The sequence below is a fragment of the Paenibacillus sp. FSL R7-0312 genome, from assembly GCF_038004445.1.
Taxonomy (GTDB): Bacteria; Bacillota; Bacilli; order Paenibacillales; family Paenibacillaceae; genus Paenibacillus_AQ.
Map to the genome: position 1 here is coordinate 5,748,644 of NZ_JBBORE010000001.1, position 21,035 is coordinate 5,769,678.

A 21,035-nucleotide genomic window follows, 5' to 3' on the forward strand; every position below is an offset into this window, starting at 1 on the left:
AATTTGGGTATTTCTTTAGATCATTTTATATAGCTATTATACTGTAAGCAGTATCCCCGGAAGTTTTCTGGACATGTTGGGATACAATCTTGACCATTCACTCTCTGTATCTCCTGGTTCAATAATAATGACGTCAATACCGAACGGATTAACTTCCAGACGCAGCATGGTAACAGGCACCGAGCAATGTATAAACTTTTCCGCCAGCCGATGAAGTGTTGATGATCTTCCCTGATTTTTGCTTTCTCATTGGAAGAACCAATTGCGTCAGACGACTTAATCGAAAAAGATTCACTTCAAATTGGCGTCTTTCTTCCTCTAGGCGAAATGTGCTGGCTCGGAATAATGAGAGCCTAATAGAAATGCTTAAGTGTGAACGAAAACGTCAACTCAATCTTTCAAAGAAAAGACCATCCCGCGAAGGATGGCCTTAAAACTTGCCGTTACAGACAACCCGGAGAACCCTATCCTAAGTAGGGGCAAGTTTTTTGAGGTGAAACGTGCAAGGGCCTATTAAAGCGTGTTGAGCGACATGGGTTTGGGCTAGGGCACAATTGGTGGAAAAGTCGCGACTAACGGACTTCTGTATGCTTTTCGGATCACTGAACGCCTACACACAAGGAACGATGCACGAAAGCAGCTGAAGACCGGGAAATTATCGTGAGGTTTCTGCTTCGAGGGATGCGGGTTGGTCTTTGGTTTGGCTGCATGTCAGTTCCCTAAGTTGAATTATTATTTTTACGTATTTATGTCATAACGCTTAGTACCTATCAAAAATGGGCTCTCGCCCAGCTCATTAATTAGGCGTTTGCATAGCATGAGGTATAACCATCTGGGAGGTAACAAAGTGCTGAATAATCAAATGTATCCAATGCATCAACAGATGCCACAAGCAATCATGGTCTATCCAATTGATCCCTATGTCGTTGAAACCTTAATGTCTGTAAAAGGTAAGCAGGTGGTACTTGAAACCACTCGCGGCGGGATTAGCGGCTGTGTGATGGATGTAAAGCCAGACCATGTTGTATTGGATATCAGAGGCAGAAAATTCTTTGTACGCATCTGTGAGATCGTTTGGATCATGCCGGAGTAAATTTCTAATCCCAAAATGACTGTTCATGAGAGAGTTGCGAAAGCAGCTCTTTTATTATGCCATTTCTACCTGAGCCCCCGAGTAACTTTCTTGCTGCAGCCCAAAAGCTTACTGCATCTGTCCAATCAGCCCGGATGCTACTAGGTTGATCCAATACACTTCTGTCCGGCTCTGTCCGGTTTCAATGATCTGCTACCGCTCCTACTGGTGCCATCCAGACAAGTACTCGTTACATATCCTTGCAGGATCAATCGCCCCTGACACCTTTCATTGCGGAAATCCACCTATTCTCGTATTGTATATTTAAAAGGAGTGATAGTTGTGCGTATAGCTTTTTGGATTGTATTTGCCTTTGTTGGTATTTTGATCTTTGGGATAGTAGGCGGCTTAATTGGCCGGAAGAAACGGAAGTAATCTATAGGGGCTATAACAACTTGACAGGGTAGGGGGATGGGGTCCGAACCCCATCATCCTTTACGCAGGAAGCCCAGATATTCAAGGCTTTTTTGCTTCTACTTCCGTACAGGTCTAATGTACTTAAAATGCCGTTCCGGATTAAAATAAAAGTAAATGATTCGGCCGGGGGTAGTATCAAAGAAGTAACCCGTGTCTGCAAAATCAAAGGTTGCCATTACCCGTTCAATCTTTTCCTCTACACTACGATTCTCCTGCTCATAATCGAATGGCCCATGTTCAAATACAATATATTCGTCTTCGGGAACATCAATCATAAGCATCTGCGGGGGGACTTGGCCTTCGAATTCCATAGGAAGCCGTACACCATGACACTCTGTACGCGGTATACCCCAATCGCAGAGTCTGCCGTCCGGGTCATTAATGTACGCCATAATCTGACCGCTGCCCCCATTAGTTTCACTCCCGCCATCGTCATCCAATTTGCCTTTGATACTATCCAGTAAGCCGCAGATGGTCTCGTAGTCCTGTCCCTGAATAAGATTTTGCTTTTGCCAAAAATCCCAATACCCGTTACTCTCATAGTTTTTAATGTGTAAAAATTTGTGAGCGGGAATGGTAACAAAATAAATATTCACATCATCTGTAGATTTAATCATCCCAATCTCTCCCAATCCTAAAAAGTAGCGGTCAAAAGGGTTTAATTTTGTACGAAGAACGACTGGCTTAGGATTTTTCCGGAAATCACTTGGAGTTACAGCATAGGTTCCCTTAAAGGCTCTGGTAAACGCTTCATGTGATGAAAAGCCATAATTAAAGGCAATATCTAAAAGGCTTTTTTCACTATCCCGAACTTCTTTTAGTGCAAAAGCTAATTTTCTATGCCGCAGATAATCCCTAAATTGCAGCCCCGATATTTCCTTGAATTTTCTCGTAGTATAAAATTCGGAATAACCCAGCCTGCAGGAAAGATTGCGTAGTGTCAAAGCTTCATCATTGTAATTTTTAATACTTATGTCAATTTCATCAATGATGATTTGTATTTGTTTCTGCCACTCGTACATTCGTTAATTCACCCCGTTTCAATCACCCTACATTTATTTTAAAGATAATGGAAGATCCTTGCTTGATTTTACTTGCTGTTATTTCATTTCTCTCTTTTTAAAATGGATATAATCATCAGGAATTAAGTCCAATATATACTTTCGGATTAACAATATATTAACGTATACCTATGAAATGGAGTGATGATTAATGGCGACAATTATTAGTTATGGTTCAGAGGCAAAAATCCCGTTAGACCCGTTCACTACAGCTATAACGGTTGCGGGGATTCCTGGAGCAGGCGCGGCTCTAGCCACAGCGCAAGTAAATATTAGTCCAGCTAATCCTGCCTCTTTCTCCAGTAGAGTCGAGTTAAATGGCAGTTTTAGTCTTACTGCACTTGCTAATAGTCAATTTATTGTTATTATCCGGCGTGCCGGGGTCGATATTTATAGATCCTTTTATTCGTTTACTACAAATACTGATATTCAATTAAATGTTCTGTGGGTTGATGGTCCTTATCTTGGAATCCACAACTATGAATTGATAATTCAAAATGATAGCATCTTGCCTATAAATCTATTTGGACCCATAGCATTCACAGCAAATGCTATTGGAGGAGAAGGTGTAATCTAAAAAAGTAAAAAAGCCCTGCGAACCATTACTGGCGGTAGGGCTTTTAACAATGCCCCGGACTGCACGCTAGCTCACTTCCACTTCTCCGCCACATTATCCTCGCCTTCATAGTAGTCTACCCGCTCTTCCCTGGATCAAGCGACCTGATCTCAAAAAGCAGTTACTTCGCCCCAGCCATTTCAGCCAGCTTCTTGCTTGAATGCCAGGCAAACTCAAAAACCCGGAATTGTTTTTTATACCAATCGCCGCCAGTAGTATGAATAGCATGTATTCATATTTGTTATATTATACCAGTCGCCCTGCTACAAACTCTAATATACAGCAATAAGCAATATACAGCAGTTTACTCCGAGAGGACCTATCTATTGAACATCAAAAGAAGAGATGTTACTGAATGACAAGTAGTGAATTGAATCCTAAAGCGGATTTTTTCTTTAATAAAGCAAGTCAATGGAAGGAAGAATACGGGAAACTCCAGACGATCCTGCTTAGATGTCAGCTGACAGAGGAATTGAAGTGGGGGGGCCTTGTTATACGTTTCAAGGCGCGAATATAGCTCTAATCCACGGATTTAAAGAATATTGTGCGATTATGTTCGTCAAAGGCTCCTTACTGCCTGATCCCCAGGGCATTCTGATTCAGTTATTTCACGGACCCCAAACAGTCCGATACCCGTACAGCACGGGTTTAGAAATATACGCCGCATATTCGGAAAAGTAAGGAATTGAGTGATTAGGTTGATACTTAAAAAAACCACCCAAAGGGTGGCTAGTTAAATACTATGTTTTCAATTGCACTTCCCAATTGTTTCTTTAAATCCTCATAACCTATTTTTGACAGCATGCAGCCGTTTTTGCTGTTCAGATTAAAGTACGCTGTTTTAAAAAAGTCATTCATCCGTACGATCTTCCTCACATTAATGGCCGCTGTACGGTCTCCCACCGAAAATTCGAACCCGCTATTATTCAGTGCTGTACACCAATAGCTAAGGGGACCTGTCGTATAATAGGTTCCATCTTCTGTGTATACAACGACCTTTCGCAAACCGCTGCTGTGCTGCATATACAAGATTTCATCAATCGGCAGAGAAACCACACCGGATTGGCCATTCACATCTTTTGTCACTGATAATGTAATCATAATTGTCCGCTCCTTATTTCAATAACTCTGAAGGAGTTTTCGGTTGATGAATATACAAAATACTTGCAGTACTGACAAACGTCAAAGCCACTACCGACAGACAAGATGCCAATCCGTAAACGATGCTCTTATTCATCTTCTGTAGAATTTTAGTCAATGGATTTCACCTCCCTTCGTGAAGTTTTAATCAGAGTAAGCGCTTGTACAAAGAAACTGACCGATACTGTTGGAGATATGATAATGAAGTTAGCCGCAATCATTACAGCTGCTATTAGCTTTAACAGCGGGTAATACTTTCTAGGAATCCTGCTTTGATGCTCAATATTGGATGGTGCGTACATGGCTACAAGAAGAATACTGATAAGGTTTAGCATTTGCGTCATTTGTACATCTGGCTTAACAAAAGACATTCCTGTAAATAGTGAGGTAGTAACTACTACGCATAGAACGCCAGATTGAAGATGTTTTCCTCCGCTTGTTTGCCTTAATAACGCAAAAGTTACGAGTATAATGAACGTTTCTTTGGTATTACTGGTAATCATTGAGATAAGCAATGTCAAGCCGATTATAAATACAGCGTTATAAATACCTTCCAGCGCATATTTAAGTACAGCTTCACTTGTTGGATGATGCGGAACCGCTTCTTTTATAGCTTTTGCTGTGAGGGCAGATAGTTTTTCAATCACTTTTTTGATCCTTTCGGATGGCGTAGTACAGTAGGTAAGCTGATGTAACCGCGAAGTAAATAATATTAATGTAAGTCTCGTTATAATATAGAACTGATGAAATGGAGATCAGAAAAAGCATGATCAACAGGATAACCGAAATATCTTCAAACTTAAACTTCAGCTTATTCAAATCGAAACTAAATCCATAACCTAAGCGATAAACTAACCATGCCCCTGATATAATGAGTACCCCGCTTACGGATTGCAGTATGTACCCATTACTAATACCTGACTTGGCAGCATCGATAGATCCAAAGAGAAGAATTGCAACCCCCGTCTGCACCACACCAAATATGACATAACCCGATATGGTTGACAATAATGAAAGGATCAACGACATTCTCACAAAAACAGCAAAGAAAAGAACGAAAAAACCTATTGTAACCAAAGGCATTATATTTCCTAAGGTAAAATCATTGCGGAGTACATAGCTTTGAAGATTGATCAATAGGGTTAACGATAAAGCCTGCCATACATGCTCCTGAAATCTAAATCTGAACAAACACATGATTAAAAAATATAAAGAAAATGCCTCTATACCTGAGAAAAACATGAACCCGACTGGTTCCCACGACAAAATAAAACACCGCCTGACATTATTTTCATTCAACAGCTTAATTATATAACTGCTTCCGATATTGAGTATACTACTTATTTTTGGGCTTCCGCACTAGATTTGCAGAGTATCCGTATTTAGCTAGCTGGGACTCCGCATAAGTCTGATGCATTATAATTCTACCCTGCATTCTATATAGAGAACCTTAATAGAAAGGGGTAGATTAGCATGGCGACTCGTCAGCCGGATTTGGTGTTGATCAACTGGAGCCGGAACCCGTTAGTGCCCGGATCAGCACGCAGAATTACCGCCAGCCGGGTTATCGGAAATGCCGAACCCTGCTTGCCCAGCTTAAGAACCAACGGATTGCTTAGCACGGCCTTAGCCTGTCTGCAGGATAACGACATCGGTTTCAGAATCGTGTTCCGCAAAAAAACCTCAAGCATCAGCGGATATTTGTTACTCCAGCGTAATTGATAGGATTTCAGGGATTTCAAGGGTCTGGCTAATTGCCAGGCTCTTTTATTTTGCAACTTCTCTGAGAGGACGAACGTAACAAGTGAAGGGAATTCAGGCGTATTGCCGCCTTTCTCTGGTCCATGCGGGATTAATATCGGGGGATTGTATGGTAAAATACACTAATACAAACAAAACATCCGCTGGTCTCTCCTGACCCTACACCAACGGATGTTCATCACTAACAGGATTTTTAATTTATAATTCCGCCCATGTTACATTTAGCTCTACAGTACCTTCCTGGGAAGCCAAAGAACCGCCGATGATCGACCAGCTCTGCTTATTGTCTTTGGTGGTACCCTGGATAATCAGGTTCTTGTCATCAAGGGTCTGTGCAGAATCGCTTCCGAGTCTTGAAGAGAAATAATCCTGATAGATCTTCGATACGGTATCCATGCTTTGCGTTGTGGTGAAGATCAGAAGAGCTGTCTTTTTGCCTTCGTTCTCTTCAGAATGGGATAGCTTGATTTGAACATCCTCAGGCAGCGGGAAATCCTCCGGCAGATTCTCCGGCAGCTCTTGGGAAGCGGCAGAAGCATCCGGCTGAGCCGTAACTCTATTGTTCCCGGCGGACGGTGCAGAGGTCTGCATAGAATCAGTTGCAGGCACATCCGGCTGATTACTGCAGGCATTCACTGCCAGCATGGATAACATCATCGATATGGTCCAGATTAGTTTTTTGGTATACACATCTTCACTCCTTAAGCGTTCTAGGCCTAACATTGCCAGTAAGATATGCAGGCTTACCGGATAATACCCTTTATGCTATTCCGCCAATCAGCTGCTTGATTTTAATTACATCTATAGAAGGAGACATGGATATGGATAAGAAAAAAGACTCCTCCCAGCAAGGCATCGCCCTGGGCTTATGCTTTGGTATAGTGTTTTGGATGGCTTTTGATAATTTGCCTTTGGGCATAGCCTTGGGTATTGCCTTTGGAGTTGTTTTCTCTAGACCCGGCAAATCTAAGAATGATCCAAAAGATCCTCCGGCTGAGTGAACCAGAATGATATAGTCACGGCAAAGGAGTCATTAGCAAATGTTCAAATCTAATAACGGTAAGAAGCTTACCAGGTACGGCTTGATTGTATTAGCTCTTACGCTTTCGTTGGTGACAGCTGTCCTGTCGAAAGATGAACCGGACAATACCTTTGAAACACTGGACACGATTGTTCTTACATATTCTTCTCAGGCTGAAGTTCTATCTGTGACCGACGGAGATACTTTCAAAGTTAAGTTCGAAGATGGTACGGTGGACAAAATCCGGCTCCTGCTCATTGATACTCCTGAAACCAAGCGCGCCAATACACCGGTTCAGCCCTTTGGCCCTGAGGCCAGCGAATACTTAACGGAGCTTCTGAACGGGCAAACGGTTAGGGTCGAAATGGATGTGTCTGAACGTGATCCATACGGCCGGATTCTGGCTTATGTCTATCTCGGTGATGAGATGGTGAATGAAATGCTGATCGCAGAAGGTCTGGCCAGGGTTGCCATGTATCCGCCGGATGTGAAATATGTGGATCAGCTCAGAGCCACTGAGAAAAAGGCTAAGGCTGCGAAGCTGGGGATTTGGAGCATAGAGAATTATGTGACCGACCGGGGATACGACACCTCTGTCACAGCTACCCCCGCCAACAAAAAATAGACCCGAGAGACAAAAGTCTCCCGGGTTCTTCTATAGTTATTTATAATAGGAAGTAGTCAATGGAACGAACATGGATGAGCCGTCTTGTACGTCCCCGGTTACATAGATAGAGCTTACTCCGGCAATGTCCACCTCTACGGTTACGAGCCCTTCTTCAGGGGTAATGTTCAGCTTCTTAAGCACCGTATCCGTATCGCTGTCTTGCACGGTAAAGTCTTTAATGTCAGTGCCGATCGCCGCTACCTGAATGTACAGCTTCTGATATTTCTTGTTCGGGTAGAGCATGAACGAACTGCCGCGAGTGCCGCTGCCATTATCGAAATGGACATCTTTGTAGTCCTTATCTTTATAGACGGTTTTGTCAGGATCTTTGGTATGGTACGACGAGTCAAAACCGGCTGCAATGGAGACTCCTTCCGTCTGCTCGCCTAATGAAATGGTATTGGAGGCGGCATCGAATTTAACGGTAACTCCGAGCAGATCCGACACAGAACGGACTGGCAGATACGTAGTATCCTTATAAGAAATCGGAGCGATCACTGCACCGCTGCTATTCTTCAGCTGCACAGGCTGGCCATCTACCTTGAATTTAATTCCCGGGTTCAGAAAAGCTTTGATCTCCTGCAGATTGGCTCCGGCGTATACCCCCGTTCCCATTCCTCCAAGTACAGCAAAAACAGTCAGCGCAGCGGTTAATTTCTTTTTCACCCGATCAAACTCCTCTCCATGTATTTCAAATTTAAAACTTACATACTGGGAGTATAATAAATCTTACCATAATATGCAAATGACTTAGAATCTGTCGTAATACAAAAAAACACCCCGCCTTCCGGCAGGGAATCCACACATCCAATTCTAATTGGCTATGTATCAATTAGAACTCATCATTTTTGTGAACGGATTCGTAATGGTTGCGGATTTCCAGATTCTTGGCATGATTGTACAGATCTAATGCAACAATTCCTCTGCGCGCGAGCTTCACTACCAGAACGAATAAATAAATACCGAGCCCCAGACATGCCAGCCAGATTAAAAAGAAAAATATGCTGAATCCGCCGGCAAGCCATGACCCAAAACCTGTTGCCATCATTTCTCACAGCCCCTCTCCTCGTAATCGTATTAGAGTTCAGAATGTTTAAGTAAATCATAATAGCTGTGGAACTCTGCCATGATCAGCGACCGTTGTCTTTGGGCGGTACCTGATATTGTCCGGTCAATGGATCATACTGCGGACGTTCCCCGGCTATCTCTAGCTCAATGCGCTGCAAGGAATAGACAAGTTCACCGAAGCCAATAAAAAACATACCGGCTATGCAGGAAACGGCGAGGAATATAACAACTGCAAGCACACCGCCCAAATGGAATCCCACTGGAATACAAGCAAATACCCCCAGCACGATGATCGCCACGCCAAAATACTTCAGGTAAGCCCCTTTCATCAGTTGTCCTCCTTGTGATTGCTCAGTATTTAGTAAGGTTAGCATATTTCTTGTGGAACTATTTGTAAATGAGTCATGTGACAACGCTGCCGGGCGAGATGATGGTGATCAAAGGTTCAATTAAAAGTTCAATTAACGGTTAATCAATCCGTAACTGCTACTCCTTCGCCGCTGGAATACAGAAGCATCCAAGGCAATCACTGACTCCATCGAGAAATTGATTCTGTATGATATTCTCCTGTGATCTCAATTAAATTACCATCCGGATCTTCGAGCATGAAGCAGTGATAAGGGCGCACAACATGGATATAGAAAATCTCAGATACGGCTCCGATCTCCAGTGACTTCACCCGCTCATACTCAGCATTCAAATCAGAAACGTTGAAGTTAAGGATCACATTATTCCCGTATCGAACCTCACTTTCTTGCTTATAATTCAAATACGCCTCATTAAAATGCTCCGACACATCGCTATTCGTGCGGATCAATTCCTTATCGAATTCCGGATTCCAAAGAGCGATCGTGTTCCCGCAGTGGAATTGTACCCAGCGCTCCAGCTTCCGGGAATCTGCTTTCATATTCAGCAAAGCTTCATAAAAGGCAATGGAACCCTTCATATCACGGACGATTAGGTACGTACAACCCAGCTGCATTGGAATCTATCTCCTCTATAGTGAAAATATTAATTACGAGACCACTATAGCGAACATACGATCTCTTTGCAACGAGGTTTTATACTTACTGCATAAGGAATAGTTGTATTTCGTGCAGTTATAAGACGGCGAAAACCCGGTTGATTTAGGATAAGTGCATTCTGTACAACTAAAATCGAGAAAAGTGTTCGTTTGCGGCGTAGCTGTTATTTTAGTTGTATGAAGTGCAGTTATAGCTCCCCCGAGTCATAAATCGCCCGCTTTAGTTGTACAAAATACAGTTAAACATGAAGCGAGCGTCTCGAAGTACGCGATCAGACGGTTTTTTAACGAATAAAAGATAACAATCTTTTTTCCTGATGCATTTATTTGTAACGCAGATCGGAGAATCCGGCAAGTGGAAACGGCTATTCCATCCTCAAGGGATGGAATTAGTTTCAGCGAGAAATTGAAGGATAAAGTTTGGCGTGAAACTAATCTTTCTTATATTTCAAGGCAAAATTGTTTGGGCGGACGATTGATTTTCGCGCCGGTTTATTTTACAATGAGTTCATAAACGCGCGTTTACAATAGAGGGGGTACACCATGCGAAGCGAAGATATTGCCAAGCTAGCCGGGGTTTCGCGAAGCACAGTATCCCGTGTAATCAACAACTATTCCAATGTCCCTGAGGAGACCCGGGCCAAGGTGCTGAAGGTCATTGAACAGCATCAGTACGAGCCTAACAGCTTCGCCCGGGCTCTGGCCGGCAAGAAGACCGATACGATCGGGCTTTTTGCAATCAGCATGAATGAGAAAGAGAACGCGACGCGGATCTATCAGAATAACTACTTCGCCCCGTTCGTCGATGCCGTTGTTGACACGGCGAATGCCCGCGGCTGTTATGTTCTGATTCACACCGTATATTCTCCCGACGACTTCCTGAAGGTGAAGCAGGCTTTCCTGCAGAAACGGATTGACGGCGGTATTATCGTCGGTACCCAGAAGGATATCGGAATTGTACGGGAAATGGTCGGTCTCGACTCGCCGCTTGTGCTGATTGATTATGACATTTCGGAGATTACGTCGGAGCATCTGGACCGCAATCATCTGGCTATAGTGAATTCTAAGGATTATGAGGGTACGGCTGAAGCCATTGAGTACCTGATCGGTCTCGGCCATGAGGAAATTGGCATGATCTGCGGACGGATGAACACGTACTCCGGACGGGAACGCTACACGGCTTACGAGGATACGCTGAAGCGCCATGGGCTTACGCTGAATGAGAATTTCATCCTACAGGGTGATTTCCTTAAGGAAACCGCCTATGAAGAGGTGAAGAAGCTGCTGAATTCCGGCGGCCCGCTGCCGACTGCGTTCTTCTCCTCCAATGATGATATGGCTATTTCGGCCATGGAAGCGTTCTCCGAGCATGGCATTTCCGTGCCGGAGGATATGTCTATCGCGGGGTTTGATGATGTGCAGCTCGCTTCCCGGATTCATCCCAAGCTGACCTCCGTCCGTCTGCCGATTTACGAAATGTCCAAGGCCGCTGTCGAGAAGGTCATCGAGCTGTGCGATTCACAGCAGCCGACCTTCAGCACTATCAGTTTCCCGGCGCGTTTGGTGGTAAGAGATTCCTGCCAGCCGCCGAAGCAGTAATGTTTCAGGATACAGAAAAACCCCTTACCCCGAGGGGATTTTTTCTCAGCTTTGTAAACGCGCGTTCACAATTGAAAGGAGACTTGTCTCTAATGAAATTCGGAACTTTTGACGACACTCGCAAAGAGTATGTAATCAACACCCCAAAAACACCTTACCCATGGATCAACTACCTCGGCAACGAGCAATTTTTCGGCCTCATCTCTAATACTGCCGGAGGTTACACCTTCTACCGCGATGCGCGCATGAGAAGACTTACCCGTTACCGGTATAACAATATTCCGCTCGATACAGGCGGACGCTACTACTATCTGTACGATGACGGTGATTTCTGGACCCCGGGCTGGATGCCGGTAAAACGCGATCTGGACTTCTACGAATGCCGCCACGGTCTGGGCTACACTTCCATCACAGGCGAGCGTAACGGAATTTCCGTGAACCAGCTTGCTTTTGTACCGATGGGCCACAATGCTGAAGTACACCGCCTGATCGTTAAGAACACGGGCAACGCGAAGAAGACTGTTAAGCTGTTCTCTTTTGCCGAGTTCTGCCTGTGGAATGCCAACGATGATATGACGAACTTCCAGCGTAACCTCAGCACCGGTGAAGTTGAAGTGAAGGATTCCGTGATCTATCACAAAACTGAATACCGTGAGCGCAGAAACCACTACGCTTTCTATTCTGTAAATAAAGAAATCGCCGGCTTCGATACCGACCGCGAATCCTTCGTGGGGATGTACAATGGTCTGGACGCTCCGCAGGCAGTTGCTGCAGGTGAAGCTACCAACTCCGTGGCCAGCGGCTGGTCGCCAATCGGCTCCCATGCCCTCAACATCACGCTGGAACCAGGCGAAGAGCAAAGCTTCATCTTCGTACTCGGCTATATCGAGAACCCGGAAGATGAGAAATGGGAATCCCTGAACGTTATCAACAAAAAACCGGCGCAGGCTGTAATCGATCAGTTCGCTACAGATGCCCAGGTAGATGCTGCATTGGCTACCCTGGCTGCACACTGGGATAACCTGCTGTCCAAATATCAGATCCAGAGCGGTGACGACAAGCTGAACCGGATGGTTAACATCTGGAACCCGTACCAGTGTATGGTTACCTTCAACATGTCCCGTTCCGCTTCTTACTTCGAATCCGGAATCGGCCGCGGTATGGGCTTCCGCGACTCCAACCAGGACTTGCTCGGCTTTGTCCACCAGATTCCAGAGCGTGCCAGAGAACGTATTCTTGATATCGCCGCTACCCAGTTCCCTGACGGCAGTGCGTATCACCAGTATCAGCCGCTTACCAAGAAGGGCAATAACGAAGTCGGCTCCGGCTTCAACGATGATCCGCTATGGCTGATCTCGGGTACTGCTGCCTATATCAAGGAAACCGGCGACTATTCGATTCTCGATGAGCAGGTTCCTTTTGACAGCAATCCGGATCACACCGCTACCCTGTTCGAGCACTTGAAGCTGAGCTTCGAGCATGTAACGAATAACCTCGGACCTCACGGCCTGCCGCTGATCGGACGCGCGGACTGGAATGACTGTCTGAACCTGAACTGCTTCTCCACTGAGCCGGGCGAATCGTTCCAGACTACTGAGAATATCGCAGGCGGCGTAGCGGAATCCGTGTTCATCGCAGGTCTGTTCGTCTTCGTTGGACCGGACTATGCTGAAATCTGCCGCATGCGGGGACTGGATGATGTCGCTGCAGATGCGGTTGCCAAGATCGAGAACATGAGTGCCATCACCCTGTCCCACGGCTTCGACGGCGACTGGTTCCTGCGCGCTTATGACCACTACGGCGACAAGATCGGCAGCAAGGAGAACGAAGAAGGCCAGATCTTCATCGAGCCGCAAGGGATGTGTGTAATGGCGGGTATCGGTGTGGAGAACGGCGAAGCAGCCCGTGCGCTGACTTCCGTTCAGGAACGTCTGGATACAGACTACGGTATCGTATTGCAGCAGCCTCCTTACTCCAAGTACTACGTGAACCTGGGTGAAATTTCTACGTACCCTCCGGGCTACAAAGAAAATGCCGGTATTTTCTGCCACAACAACCCATGGATCATGATCGCTGAAACAGTCCTTGGACACGGCGACAGAGCCTTCGATATCTACAAAAAAATTGCTCCGGCTTACCTGGAAGATATCAGCGAAGTTCACCGCATGGAACCTTACGTGTACTCGCAGATGATCGCCGGTAAAGATGCTGTACGTCACGGGGAAGCGAAAAACTCCTGGCTGACAGGTACAGCTGCATGGAACTATGTAGCGATTACACAGTCCATTCTCGGTATCCAGGCTGACTTTGCCGGTCTGAAGGTTGACCCTTGTATCCCGACGGAGTGGGACAGCTTCGAAATCACCCGCGTCTTCCGTGGAGACACTTATGTCATCTCGATCCAGAACCCGAACCATGTGTCCAAAGGCGTAGCCAGCCTGACTCTCGACGGCACTGCTGTTGAAGGTAACATCATCGCTCCTGTGGGCGACGGTGCGGTTCACCAGGTTGTAGTTACATTGGGTTAATTCGCATTACTGAAAATAGCCCCCGGTTGTTCCGCCTAAGCGGTTCAGCCGGGGGCTATCTTGTTGCAGAGAAACAAAATAGCGAAATTAAGATACATTTGTCCACTTACTGCCCAAATGGGCAGGTTGGTTTCAGCATTATATACGGTAGCTACCGATCGTAAGAGTAAACTACGGAATCCAGACCTTCATCTCGCCGCTACCGCGGTTACCCCACAGATAGTAAGGGACTGCGGTTACCTTCACTTCTTCCAGCGGCGCCTTCTCTCTGCTGTACAGCCCTCCGGTCCAGGCCGCCTGAGCTACACGGAAGCCGTCGCCTTCTACCACTACAGCACCGCCAAGCAGCAATTCATCATACGTCTCGGTGAATGGCGCTGCTTCACTCAAGGAAACCGAGCTTAGCGGTTCACTGTTATCTGCCGCTTCCAGGCAGTAGACCAGCGGTCCGCGCTGGATGGCAGTCTTCCCGGCGTCGGCACGCAGATTCGGATGGGCGTAAACGCGGTGCGCTTCCATCGGCAGAGTCAGCTCAATCACGTCGCCGGCCTTCCATTCCCTGCGGATCACGGCATAGCCCTGCTGCAAGCTTGCAGCAGAATCGACTAACGCCTCTCCGTTCACTCTGATCTCCACGTTGCCGCTCCAGGAAGGAATACGCAGCGCCATTCCGAACTCTCCGGCTTCCGCAGGATCAACCTTCAGGGTGACGGTTCCATCCCAAGGGAAACGGCTCTGCTGGCTGATTGCTACCTCTGTGCCGCCCAGCGTGGTCTTCAGCTCACTGCCGATATACAGGTTAGTGTATAGTGTATCGCCGTGCTCAGTGTAGATATACTGGTTCAGCGAGGTCAGCAGGCGCGCCACGTTCGGCGGACAGCAGGCACAGCCGAACCAGCCCTGGCGCTCCGATTTGACATGATGTTTGCCGGGGTTACAGCTGCAGGCCTGCGGCCATACTTCAAGCGGATTCACGTAGAAATAGTGTTTGCCGTCCTGTGCCATGGAGCCGAGCACATTGTTATAGAGCGCACGCTCCATCACGTCGGCATACCGGGCGTCCGGGGTCAATTCCAGCATCCGCTTGGCAAAAAAGATCAGCCCGATCGAAGCGCAGGTCTCCGCATAGACCGTATCATTCGGCAGATCATAATCAAAGGTGAACGCTTCACCATGATGTGTAGAACCGATTCCGCCGGTGATATACATCTGTTTCTCCGTCATATTGTTCCACAGGCGCACGCATGCTTCGCGCAGGCCCTCATCTCCGGTAAGCCGGGCCAGATCGGCCATGGCTGTGTACATATAGACCGCACGGACCGAATGTCCCAGAGCCACGCTCTGCTCACGGACCGGGATATGGGCCTGATTATAACTGATATCCACACTGCTTGTAGCCGTACCTGTCCAGTGCGTTACCCGTCCTCTTTGTTCCCACTCCTGATGCAGGAAGTTCGGTTCCTGTCCACGCTGATCAATGAAAAAGCTGCTGAGCTTCAGATATTTCTCTTCACCGGTCAGCCGGTACAGCTTCACAAGGGCCAGCTCAATTTCCTGGTGACCATCGTAGCCCTTCAGCTTCCCCTCTTCCGGTCCGAAGACGGTTTCAATATGGTCAACGAACCGCCGTACAATGCCCAGCAGTTTGTCTTTGCCGGTCGCTTCATAATAGGCCACTGCCGCTTCAATGAAATGCCCCGCACAATATAGCTCATGGCAGTCCAGCAGGTTCGTCCAGCGTTTGCCCGGCTCTTTGAGTGTAAAATAAGTATTCAGGTATCCGTCTTCGTGCTGTGCTTCGCCGACCAGCTCTATCATCTCATCCGCCTGGCGCTCCAGCTCAGGATCACGCTTGATGCTGAGCGAATAGCCTACAGCCTCGAGCCATTTAGCTACATCACTGTCCTGAAAGACCCAGCCTTTGAATTCGCCTTCTCTCCTGCCGGCGGCAATTTCAAAGTTGGCGATGGCATGGCTTGGCTCCGCACCGGCTACCCGGTCATGCAGCGCCTCATACTGGTAAGGAATAACGGTATCCTGAACCAGCCGGATATAACGCCCCCAGTATTCATCCTGAATAGCTACCTGCCGGCTTGTGTCAGTAGCTTGCTGAATATCTGCATATTTACTCAATGTGTTATCTCCCCTTTTCATTTCATCCTCGCTATTTGCAATTATAGACGGTAAAATGAATAAAAAACAGAATCATAAGCAACTCTGTTTTTGTACTATTTCACACTCAGATTTCTAACCTTCCACGGAAATCCGGCTAATTGAAAAGAGCTTGCGAAAGGAGCAGATATGCCAGCCAGTCCTGCCTATATTCATCTGTCGGCGCCGCCGTTCCCCTATTTCCTGGAATGCGGCCATACCGTATATTTGCCCGGCGAGCAGCATCCAAACCGCAGCCGCATGGGGAAATTCGATCTTATCATTGTAGAACAAGGCTGCCTGTTCATCGGTGAGGATGATAAGGAGTGGGCGGTAACCTCCGGGCACACCCTCCTTCTGCTGCCGGACCGCTATCATTATTCAGTTAAACCCTGCGAGGAGGTCACCTCCTTCACGTGGGTTCATTTTCACACGGTCGGTGAGTGGATGGAAGCGGAAGGCGATCCTGTATATGCTGAGCGGGAGAAGCATTTCCGGCAATTCCTGATTCATCCTTATACGATCCGCATCCCCCAGTACGGACCACTCCCGGCCCCCTTCGCGCGGAGCGGACAGGCAGAGCAATTGCTGCAGCTTAGTCAGGGACGGCGCTCCAGCTCTGTATGGCAACAGCAGCGCATCTTTGAGGAGATGCTGCGGATGATGGATCTGGCCCAGCAGGATACTGCGGGCAGCCAGGCGGCAGAGATCGCTGAGCAGACGGAGGCCTACCTGCGCAATCATTTTACGGAGGATCTCACGAATGCATCCCTGGCGGATGCGCTGCATTTTCACTACAATTATCTGGCCCGCTGCATGAAACGTGTCTATGGGCTAACCCCCATGGAATACTTGACGGATTACCGGCTGGAGCAGGCCAAGCTGCTGCTCCTCAAGACAGAAATCCCTATTTCCGGGATTGCAGAACGCACCGGCTTCGAGAGCACCGCCTACTTCTCCCGGCGCTTCAGCCGGAAGGTTGGCCTCTCTCCGCTGCGCTTCCGCAAGCGTTACTCCCGCTGAATCAGCAGCACAAGCGCTTCTAGGCAGGGAGCGGGGAGTCTACCTAGGCTCAGCCGGAAGCATTCGGAATTCATGTGCATCCCGGCAATACGATAATCCACGGATCCGGACAGATTTCGCTGTGTATGCTCTGATCTGTCCCCCCGGTTCCAGCACCTCCTCTGTACCATCCTTCAGCACAACTGATACCTGAACCTCCGATAGTGCCGCAGCCAGAAGCTCCATGTCGCTCTCCAGCACTTTATAGATATAATCCATCGGGCTACACCTGCTTTACTGTGACTTTATTTAGTGCACTTGAATAACACTGATTGCACTGGACAACCTAAACTACGTTCATAACCTATTTGTAGAGGAGTTATGTAATTATGGGAGTTCTAAACGGCAGCCCCAAAGATGAACCGCTTCACTATGGTGAGATCTTCAATCTGTGGCAGGTCTCGGCAACAGCCAAATTGTCCTTATCTACCTACCAGGCGTTTCACTTTCATGCCGGGGACCAGGATCTGAAGAAGATTATCGATGATCTTATGGATCAGGCACAGCAGGAAATTAAGGACTGTGACAAAATCCTCAAGCTGAACGGCTTCGTGCCTCCGCCTGCACTGCCGGACCGTCCCTCCGTCAAGCTCGAGGATATCCCGGCAGGTGCAAGGTTCTCCGACCCCGAGATTGCTGCGGCTCTCTCCGGTGCAGTATCGCTCAGTCTTGTGGTCTGCAGCCAGGTCATGGGCATGTCGATCCGCGAGGATATCGGCGCAATGTTCATGAAGATCCACGCGCAAATGGCCGCCTTCGGCATGGCACTGCTCAAAATGAACAAGCAGAAAGGCTGGCTGATCCCGCCTCCGCTGCAGCTAAAGAAACCAGAGCCGGTTCATGCCTGAGCAACTCACTTCTAATCCTGCGCAAGCAGGATTTTTTGTTTAATAGCTATTTTTTTCCAGACGGGCGCATATTTATTAAGACATGCCTTAAGTCTGGAGATGCTGAAGATGCGTTCATATCCCAAGTATGTCATTATTCTGCTGGCCAGCCTGCTGATTGCAGCGGGAACCAACTTTTTTCTGGTGCCCTATAAAATACTCGATGGGGGAATTATCGGCATTGCCCTCATCATTAATTACATCTCCGGCATCAAAATCGGACTGGCCATCATTGTTTGCAGTCTTCCAATCTTCCTGCTGGCCTGGTTCCGGGAGCGGGATATTTTCTATAACAGCATTCTGGGGCTGATGACTTCATCCTTTCTGATCGAACTGCTCGGGCCGCTGCAATATTACTTTCTGTATTATATCGAACTCGGTTCCATCTCCAGCGCTATTATAGGGGGCTTCCTGATGGGCAGCGGGCTCGGCCTGATGCTGCGGTTCAAAGCCAGTACGGGTGGAACAGATCTGCTGGCAAAGTTTATGAAACGTTACATTCCGCTCAATGTCGGAGTGATTATTTTCCTGACGGATTTCGTAATTATCGGCGCCGGTGGTGCACTGATCTCCAAAGAGACTTTTTTCCATTCCATATTGACTATTGTCTCCGGCGGTGTTGCCACCGGTCTATGTACGCTGGAAGACTAGACTGGACTGCAAAGAACGCGTCCTTAGGCTGTCCGGTTGCCAGACAAATATATTATTCGTCAGAATATATGGAATAAAGGTTGAAATTTTCACACATTCCGGCGACAATCGAATAGATAACATTCCCGGGGAGGATCGACGAAGTTGGATAGCACAAGCAACAATAGCAATACTACCGCGCATGATATTATAGACCTGTGCCTGCTGGCCGGCAAAATCATGCTGCAAAGCGGCGCCGAAACCTACCGCGTGGAGGATACCATGAGTCGTATGGCCGCATCGCTCGGATTCCCTGGAGCGCATAGCTACGTTACGCCGACAGTCATTATGTTCACCACCAGCCGAACCGAACCGGTGAAGCTGTTCCGGATAGCTGAACGGACGACCGATCTGCAAAAAGTGTCAGAGGTCAATGACATCTCGCGGCGGCTGAGCGAACGCCAGCTTACCGCCGCCGAAGCCCGCGAGCGTCTGGGTATTGTCGACGACGCGGCGCATGCTTATCCGGTCTGGCTGCAGACTGTAGCTGCCGCCCTGACCGGCGCCTGCTTCACCGTAATGTTCAAGGGCAGCCTGTGGGATGCCCTTCCGTCGCTGCTGATCTCCGGGGTCGGCTTCGCCGCCGTCACCTATCTGCACCGCCTGGTTCAGATCCGTTTCTTCGCGGAGTTCATCGCCTCCTTTATCATCGGCCTGCTGGCTTTCTTCTCCGTAAGGCTTGGCATCGGACAAGAGATGGACAAGATCATCATCGGCTGCGTAATGCCGCTTGTACCGGGGCTGCTCATCACGAATGCCGTCCGTGACCTTATGGCCGGCCATCTGGTGTCCGGCCTGTCTAAGGGAGCCGATGCCTTCCTGACCGCCTTTGCCATTGGAACCGGCATCGGACTCGTGCTGTCCCTTTTCTAATTACCACTTGAAAGAGGTAGTCCTACATGATTTTGCAACTCATAACCAGTTTCATCGCTGCCTCAGCCTTCTGCGTTCTGTTTAATGCGCCGGTGCGCGCACTGCTTCAATGCGGTTTCGCCGGAATGATCGGCTGGATGCTGTATCTGCAGCTGGATGACAGATGGGATACCGTTGTTGCCACCTTTGGTGCCACCGTGATTGTCGGAGTGATCAGCCAATTTTTTGCGCGTTCCTTCAAAATGCCGGTGATTATATTCAGCGTCGGCGGAATTATCCCGCTGGTTCCGGGCGGCCTGGCTTATGACGCCATGCGCCAGTTCGTGGAGAATGACAACAACCAGGGAATTCAGTTTGCCGTACAGGCGCTGCTGCTGTCCGGGGCCATCGCCGCTGGCCTTGTGCTGAGCGAGGTACTGGGACAGATGTTCCGGAGGAAGCACGTATCCGGATAGCTGTTCCCCAGGGTTCCGCCGGCCGGCACGCCCTAACCGTACATAAAGCCCGTTTGCCTGCATGGACCTGGTCCTTGCAAGGCAAGCGGGCTTATTGCGTTGTACGGTGGCATCCACCGGTGCCTGCTTCCCTATTAGATTACATACACATGCCTAATTGTTGTACGTATTGCAACTTTGAACTACAGAAACTGGGTGATTCTTAAGGATTGTTGTATGTAATACAATAATTGCCCCGCGTAACCGCTCGGATAAGGAGCAATGCTGCATTTCCTACAACAATTCTTGATTACTCTCGATATCACGAAAAGAATGTTATATTTCGTGCAGGAATTTAGTTAGTGGCTTCTGGCAACGGGTAGCGATTAGCCGATGATTTTCTCATAGCTGACAATATCCAGCCACCGGCCGAATTTGCGGCCGATCTCTTTGAATAAGGCGCTCTGCTCGTAGCCGTGCTTCGCGAACAGGCGGCGGCTGGGCTCATTGTCTGCACATACGGTAGCTACCAGTACATGGAACCCAAGCTCGTTAGCCCGCTCTTCAATGAACCGCAGCGATTGCCCGCCCAGACCTTGTCCTCCGCTGCCGGGCTTCAGGTAAATACTGACTTCACCGGAGGTATCATAAGCTTCTTTGTTCTTGTGCCGAGTAATCAGCACGTATCCCTGCAGCTCCCCTTCCCGAAGAAGGACATATGACTTAAATCGCGGATCCCCGTTCAGCACAGACTGGCGCATTTGCGTCAAGGTCTGCGGCTCGGTATGAAACGATACGGTGGTGTTAAGTACATAATAGTTATAGATATCTAGCACACCGGCCAGATGTTCCTCAGTAATTTCTGCAAAGTGCAGCCCGCTAGCAAGCAATTCTCCCATCATTC

The 21,035-nt window shown here is 47.9% G+C and carries 26 protein-coding genes and 1 pseudogene; 12 read left to right on the forward strand and 15 right to left on the reverse strand.

Features of this window, described 5'->3' with window-relative positions; genetic code table 11:
• Positions 1-40: 40 nt before the first annotated feature.
• Positions 41-322: pseudogene (locus MKX70_RS25340) on the reverse strand (SDR family NAD(P)-dependent oxidoreductase); the annotation flags it as partial.
• A 540-nt stretch (positions 323-862) separates the two neighbouring features.
• Here MKX70_RS25340 and MKX70_RS25345 point away from each other — a divergent pair.
• Entirely contained in the window at positions 863-1,093 is a 231-nt protein-coding gene (locus tag MKX70_RS25345; protein ID WP_063840107.1) for a YuzF family protein, read from the forward strand.
• A gap of 512 nt (positions 1,094-1,605) precedes the next feature.
• Here the strand turns inward: MKX70_RS25345 and MKX70_RS25350 are convergent.
• A complete protein-coding gene (locus MKX70_RS25350) occupies positions 1,606-2,571 on the reverse strand; it encodes a helix-turn-helix transcriptional regulator (RefSeq protein ID WP_340841090.1) in 966 nt (321 codons plus the stop codon).
• A 190-nt stretch (positions 2,572-2,761) separates the two neighbouring features.
• Between MKX70_RS25350 and MKX70_RS25355 the strand changes: the two genes are divergently transcribed.
• On the forward strand, positions 2,762-3,187 hold the full coding sequence (locus MKX70_RS25355) for a hypothetical protein (protein ID WP_042235587.1): 426 nt from the start codon (positions 2,762-2,764) through the stop codon (positions 3,185-3,187).
• 492 nt (positions 3,188-3,679) lie between these two features.
• Positions 3,680-3,907, forward strand: coding sequence for a DUF1801 domain-containing protein (locus tag MKX70_RS33480; protein WP_445323678.1), 228 nt, complete (start codon positions 3,680-3,682; stop codon positions 3,905-3,907).
• A 48-nt stretch (positions 3,908-3,955) separates the two neighbouring features.
• Here the strand turns inward: MKX70_RS33480 and MKX70_RS25365 are convergent, their stop codons facing one another.
• The 6 genes from MKX70_RS25365 to MKX70_RS25390 all read right to left on the reverse strand — a co-directional run bounded on the left by MKX70_RS25365 (position 3,956) and on the right by MKX70_RS25390 (position 6,817).
• Positions 3,956-4,327 carry a LytTR family DNA-binding domain-containing protein gene (locus MKX70_RS25365; protein ID WP_042212764.1) on the reverse strand — a complete coding sequence of 124 codons (372 nt, stop codon included), beginning with the start codon at positions 4,325-4,327 and terminating at the stop codon, positions 3,956-3,958.
• Between the two features lie 13 nt (positions 4,328-4,340).
• Entirely contained in the window at positions 4,341-4,463 is a 123-nt protein-coding gene (locus MKX70_RS25370) for a cyclic lactone autoinducer peptide (RefSeq protein WP_156123117.1), read from the reverse strand.
• Positions 4,464-4,476: 13 nt separating this feature from the next.
• Positions 4,477-5,013 (reverse strand): accessory gene regulator ArgB-like protein, encoded by a 537-nt coding sequence (locus tag MKX70_RS25375; RefSeq protein WP_340841091.1) that lies wholly within the window; start codon positions 5,011-5,013, stop codon positions 4,477-4,479.
• Entirely contained in the window at positions 5,006-5,632 is a 627-nt protein-coding gene (locus MKX70_RS25380; protein WP_052416314.1) for a hypothetical protein, read from the reverse strand. The genes MKX70_RS25375 and MKX70_RS25380 overlap by 8 nt, the downstream gene beginning before the upstream one ends.
• 218 nt (positions 5,633-5,850) lie before the next feature.
• A complete protein-coding gene (locus tag MKX70_RS25385) occupies positions 5,851-6,144 on the reverse strand; it encodes a hypothetical protein (RefSeq protein ID WP_156123115.1) in 294 nt (97 codons plus the stop codon).
• A gap of 181 nt (positions 6,145-6,325) precedes the next feature.
• The gene (locus tag MKX70_RS25390) at positions 6,326-6,817 is read right to left on the reverse strand and encodes a hypothetical protein (protein ID WP_052416312.1); all 492 of its coding nucleotides are present in this window, start codon (positions 6,815-6,817) and stop codon (positions 6,326-6,328) included.
• Positions 6,818-6,948: 131 nt separating this feature from the next.
• On the opposite strand from MKX70_RS25390, the gene MKX70_RS25395 reads away from it, so the two are divergent.
• Together MKX70_RS25395 and MKX70_RS25400 are read left to right on the forward strand one after the other, a co-directional pair.
• Positions 6,949-7,128, forward strand: a complete 180-nt coding sequence (locus MKX70_RS25395) for a hypothetical protein (protein ID WP_340787523.1) — start codon at positions 6,949-6,951, stop codon at positions 7,126-7,128.
• A 39-nt stretch (positions 7,129-7,167) separates the two neighbouring features.
• Positions 7,168-7,773 carry a thermonuclease family protein gene (locus MKX70_RS25400; RefSeq protein ID WP_340841092.1) on the forward strand — a complete coding sequence of 202 codons (606 nt, stop codon included), beginning with the start codon at positions 7,168-7,170 and terminating at the stop codon, positions 7,771-7,773.
• A 36-nt stretch (positions 7,774-7,809) separates the two neighbouring features.
• Here MKX70_RS25400 and MKX70_RS25405 read toward each other — a convergent pair whose 3' ends face one another.
• The 4 genes from MKX70_RS25405 to MKX70_RS25420 all read right to left on the reverse strand — a co-directional run bounded on the left by MKX70_RS25405 (position 7,810) and on the right by MKX70_RS25420 (position 9,865).
• Entirely contained in the window at positions 7,810-8,481 is a 672-nt protein-coding gene (locus MKX70_RS25405; protein WP_042136296.1) for a stalk domain-containing protein, read from the reverse strand.
• 166 nt (positions 8,482-8,647) lie between these two features.
• A complete protein-coding gene (locus MKX70_RS25410) occupies positions 8,648-8,863 on the reverse strand; it encodes a hypothetical protein (RefSeq protein ID WP_042235579.1) in 216 nt (71 codons plus the stop codon).
• Between the two features lie 82 nt (positions 8,864-8,945).
• Positions 8,946-9,212 (reverse strand): hypothetical protein, encoded by a 267-nt coding sequence (locus tag MKX70_RS25415; RefSeq protein WP_042235578.1) that lies wholly within the window; start codon positions 9,210-9,212, stop codon positions 8,946-8,948.
• A 197-nt stretch (positions 9,213-9,409) separates the two neighbouring features.
• A complete protein-coding gene (locus MKX70_RS25420) occupies positions 9,410-9,865 on the reverse strand; it encodes a VOC family protein (RefSeq protein ID WP_340841093.1) in 456 nt (151 codons plus the stop codon).
• Positions 9,866-10,450: 585 nt separating this feature from the next.
• Here MKX70_RS25420 and MKX70_RS25425 point away from each other — a divergent pair.
• Positions 10,451-11,506, forward strand: coding sequence for a LacI family DNA-binding transcriptional regulator (locus tag MKX70_RS25425; RefSeq protein WP_340841094.1), 1,056 nt, complete (start codon positions 10,451-10,453; stop codon positions 11,504-11,506).
• A 92-nt stretch (positions 11,507-11,598) separates the two neighbouring features.
• Positions 11,599-14,034 carry a GH36-type glycosyl hydrolase domain-containing protein gene (locus MKX70_RS25430; RefSeq protein WP_042235569.1) on the forward strand — a complete coding sequence of 812 codons (2,436 nt, stop codon included), beginning with the start codon at positions 11,599-11,601 and terminating at the stop codon, positions 14,032-14,034.
• 171 nt (positions 14,035-14,205) lie between these two features.
• On the opposite strand, the gene MKX70_RS25435 is transcribed toward MKX70_RS25430, so the two are convergent.
• On the reverse strand, positions 14,206-16,188 hold the full coding sequence (locus MKX70_RS25435) for a glycoside hydrolase family 127 protein (RefSeq protein WP_340841095.1): 1,983 nt from the start codon (positions 16,186-16,188) through the stop codon (positions 14,206-14,208).
• A gap of 147 nt (positions 16,189-16,335) precedes the next feature.
• Here MKX70_RS25435 and MKX70_RS25440 point away from each other — a divergent pair, with 147 nt between their 5' ends.
• On the forward strand, positions 16,336-17,208 hold the full coding sequence (locus MKX70_RS25440) for a helix-turn-helix transcriptional regulator (protein WP_340841096.1): 873 nt from the start codon (positions 16,336-16,338) through the stop codon (positions 17,206-17,208).
• Positions 17,209-17,247: 39 nt separating this feature from the next.
• Here the strand turns inward: MKX70_RS25440 and MKX70_RS25445 are convergent, their stop codons facing one another.
• On the reverse strand, positions 17,248-17,466 hold the full coding sequence (locus MKX70_RS25445; RefSeq protein ID WP_340841097.1) for a hypothetical protein: 219 nt from the start codon (positions 17,464-17,466) through the stop codon (positions 17,248-17,250).
• Between the two features lie 110 nt (positions 17,467-17,576).
• Here MKX70_RS25445 and MKX70_RS25450 point away from each other — a divergent pair, with 110 nt between their 5' ends.
• The 4 genes from MKX70_RS25450 (at position 17,577) to MKX70_RS25465 (ending at position 20,152) form a co-directional block, all read left to right on the forward strand.
• Positions 17,577-18,095 carry a DUF3231 family protein gene (locus MKX70_RS25450; RefSeq protein WP_340841098.1) on the forward strand — a complete coding sequence of 173 codons (519 nt, stop codon included), beginning with the start codon at positions 17,577-17,579 and terminating at the stop codon, positions 18,093-18,095.
• A gap of 108 nt (positions 18,096-18,203) precedes the next feature.
• A complete protein-coding gene (locus MKX70_RS25455) occupies positions 18,204-18,785 on the forward strand; it encodes a YitT family protein (protein ID WP_042235555.1) in 582 nt (193 codons plus the stop codon).
• Positions 18,786-18,929: 144 nt separating this feature from the next.
• Positions 18,930-19,697 carry a threonine/serine exporter family protein gene (locus MKX70_RS25460; protein WP_042235553.1) on the forward strand — a complete coding sequence of 256 codons (768 nt, stop codon included), beginning with the start codon at positions 18,930-18,932 and terminating at the stop codon, positions 19,695-19,697.
• 26 nt (positions 19,698-19,723) lie between these two features.
• Positions 19,724-20,152, forward strand: a complete 429-nt coding sequence (locus MKX70_RS25465) for a threonine/serine exporter family protein (RefSeq protein ID WP_042235551.1) — start codon at positions 19,724-19,726, stop codon at positions 20,150-20,152.
• A gap of 365 nt (positions 20,153-20,517) precedes the next feature.
• On the opposite strand, the gene MKX70_RS25470 is transcribed toward MKX70_RS25465, so the two are convergent.
• Entirely contained in the window at positions 20,518-21,033 is a 516-nt protein-coding gene (locus MKX70_RS25470; protein ID WP_231637852.1) for a GNAT family N-acetyltransferase, read from the reverse strand.
• Between the last annotated feature and the right edge of the window lie 2 nt (positions 21,034-21,035).